2 protein-coding genes are annotated in these 2579 nt (G+C 61.7%); one reads left to right on the forward strand and one right to left on the reverse strand.

What is annotated here, in order from left to right; translation table 11 throughout:
• Positions 1–58 precede the first annotated feature (58 nt).
• Positions 59–1312, forward strand: a complete 1254-nt coding sequence (locus CIC12_RS26575) for an IS256 family transposase (RefSeq protein ID WP_168665893.1) — start codon at positions 59–61, stop codon at positions 1310–1312.
• A gap of 175 nt (positions 1313–1487) precedes the next feature.
• Here CIC12_RS26575 and CIC12_RS26580 read toward each other — a convergent pair.
• Positions 1488–2579, reverse strand: a 1092-nt coding sequence (locus CIC12_RS26580) for a YadA family autotransporter adhesin (RefSeq protein WP_174772210.1), incomplete at its 5' end; no start/stop codon positions are given.

Here is a 2579-nt window from a genome sequence, read left to right on the forward strand (position 1 = left end):
TGTGCCGAGGTCATGAGACGATACCGAAAGGAACGCCCTTATGACCGAAACAACAAGCATGACAAAGAAGAGCAAGAAACCGAGCACGCCGAAGCTGTTTCCGGATGAACTGATTGATCAACTGCTGGCCCAGGTGCAGAACAAGGATGCCGAGTCGATTCTCGGTGAATCGGGCTTGGCCGGCCTGCTCAAGAAGCAACTCGCCGAGCGCATGCTGGCGGCCGAACTGACGCATCACCTGACGGCTGAGGCCGAGCAGGGCAACGCCGGCAACCACCGCAACGGCACGAGCCCGAAGACGGTCATCACGCCCAATGGCGAGTTGAATCTGGATATCCCGCGTGACAGGCAGGCGACGTTCGAGCCGCAACTGGTCGGCAAATACCAACGTCGATTGCCGGGATTCGACGACCATGTGATCAGCATGTACGCGCGCGGTATGAGCGTGCGCGAGATCCAGGGCCACTTGCTGGAGCTGTACGGACTGCAAGTGTCGCCCGACCTGATCTCCACCGTCACCGATGAAGTGCTGGCTGAAGTCGAGCAATGGCAGCAACGACCGCTTGAGGCGATGTATCCGATCGTGTATTTCGACGCTCTGCGGCTGAAGATTCGCGACGAAGGCACGGTCAAAAACAAGGCGGTGTACCTGGCGCTGGGTATCCGCGCCGATGGCCGCAAGGAAGTGCTGGGCCTATGGATCGAACAGACCGAAGGCGCCAAGTTCTGGCTAAAGGTCTTCAACGAGCTGAAGAACCGCGGTTTGCACGACATCCTGATTGCGGTGGTCGATGGCTTGCGCGGCTTTCCCGAAGCGATCGAGGCGGTTTATCCGGCCGCGCAGATCCAGACTTGCATCGTGCATTTGATCCGCAATTCGCTGAATCTGGCGAGCTGGAAAGACCGCAAGCCGTTGGCTGCCGCGCTCAAGCCGATCTATCAGGCCGCCACGGCCGAAGCGGCGGCAGCCGCGCTCGAAGCCTTCGCTCAAAGCGACTGGGGCCGCAAATTCCCCACCGTGGCGGCGATGTGGCAGCGTCAATGGGAGCAGGTGATCCCGTTCTTCGCCTATCCGCCCGAAGTGCGTCGGATTATATATACGACCAACGCCATCGAGAGCATGCACATGCAACTGTGCAAGATCGTCAAGAACCGCGGCCACTTCCCCAGCGACGAAGCCGCCAGCAAGCTGCTGTATCTGGCCTTGCGCAACATCGAAAAGGATTGGAAGATGCCGCCTATCACCTGGCGGCAAGCGGTCAATCAGTTCGCCATTCTGTTCGGCGAGCGCTTCACCAACGCCATCAGCTGAGACTTTTTACAGCGACCTCAGCACACGAAATTCCTGACACGTCCTGCCTTGTGAGAATGACGTCCCGCCACAAACGGCGCGGGCCTTTTAGACCCGCGCTCGCCATGGCCACGCAACCATGCTGAAATCATCACGGCGACTGGACCTTGAAGCGGACCGGCTCCATGACGTCCGCCTACCAGTGCACGCCCGCACCGATCGAGGCGCCGAACTCGCCGCGCGAATCCGTACTCGCTTGCAGCTTGTAGGCCCACGTTCCCTTTTCCGATAACTGCGACATGCCGATGGCCAACGCCGACTGGCCGCCATACGTGCCGCCGCCCATCGCGAGCATGCCGCGACCCGGCATGACCGCCTGAGGTAAGCCTGCTATTGCTAGCGCGGACGCCGTGCCGCCATAGCCGTCACGACGGGCCGAGCGGATCTGATCGTCGGTGTAGCGGTTCGCCTGGGTGAGCACGCCGCCTACGGTCTGCTGTAACTGATTGACGTTGACCGCGTCGGTGCCTTGCACCCCGGCTGCGACATTGATGATCTGGCGTTCCTGACCCGCCGTGCCCACCGACACCGCGTTCGCACGGTCCGCGACCGAGCCGTGACCCAACGCGACTGAATTGTCCGCGCTCGCATTCGCCGCCGCGCCAAGCGCGACTGCGTTATTGCCGCTGGCATTGGCACTCGCACCGATGGCGGTCGCACTGGCGCCTGTGGCCCGCGCATTCGCGCCCGCCGCGATCGAATGCACGCCCGACGATACTGCGCCTTCGGTATCTCGACTGCCTTGCGCGCTGATGAACGGGTTCGCCGCGTTGACCGAGGCGTTGTTGACTACCCCGTTGACGACCGCGTTCAACTGCCCGAGGTTGACTGCATCGGATGCGTCCACGCCGTCGGCGACGTTGTGGATGACAGTGCCGCCGCCCGATGCGTCGTTGCCCAGTGTGACGCTGTTGCGGTTTTGGCTTCCGTCGGCGTTCCTGTCGTACATGAGTGCGCCGTCGAGTTTTGTGGCTGTCGCCTCGCTCTGATCGCTGACTGTTTTCAATTGAGCGACATTGACAGCGTCGGTGTCAGCGGTGCCGGCGGCGACGTTGTGGATGACGGTGCCACCGCTTGCCGCGTCGCCTGCGAGCGTGACGCTGTTCTGGTCGAGGCTGCCGTCGACGTTCTGGTCATACACGAGCGCACCGTTGAGCTTTGCAGCGGTGGCTGTGTTCTGATCGCTGACCATGTTCAATTGGGCGACGTTGACCGCATCCGTATTCGC

The organism is Paraburkholderia sp. SG-MS1, from assembly GCF_012275575.1.
Classification (GTDB): domain Bacteria; phylum Pseudomonadota; class Gammaproteobacteria; order Burkholderiales; family Burkholderiaceae; genus Paraburkholderia.